This is a genomic window from Bacillus cereus group sp. N14 (assembly GCF_016483555.1).
Lineage (GTDB): Bacteria > Bacillota > Bacilli > Bacillales > Bacillaceae_G > Bacillus_A > Bacillus_A wiedmannii.
On the sequence record NZ_JAEHBQ010000142.1, the window covers coordinates 1 to 232 of the forward strand.

Here is a 232-nt window from a genome sequence, read left to right on the forward strand (position 1 = left end):
TGTGAAGCTTGTACTGGATTTTGGAAATTAGGTGCTATCTCTGCCACTTTTTTTGTATCTAATGAGGCAATAGTTTGTGGCTGTTTTTTTGCTGACGTTGCTTGTTTGTTCGTAATGTAACCTTGTTCTACCATTTCGTCTAATATGAGAGATTGGCGTCCTTTCGCACGATCCTCTTTTAAAAAGGGCGAGTAGACACTAGGTCCTTTCGGGATACCTGCGAGCATACTAG

General features: G+C 41.4%; 1 pseudogene. It reads right to left on the reverse strand.

Annotated elements, in window-relative coordinates:
* Positions 1–232: pseudogene (locus JDS82_RS29465) on the reverse strand (monofunctional biosynthetic peptidoglycan transglycosylase); the annotation flags it as partial.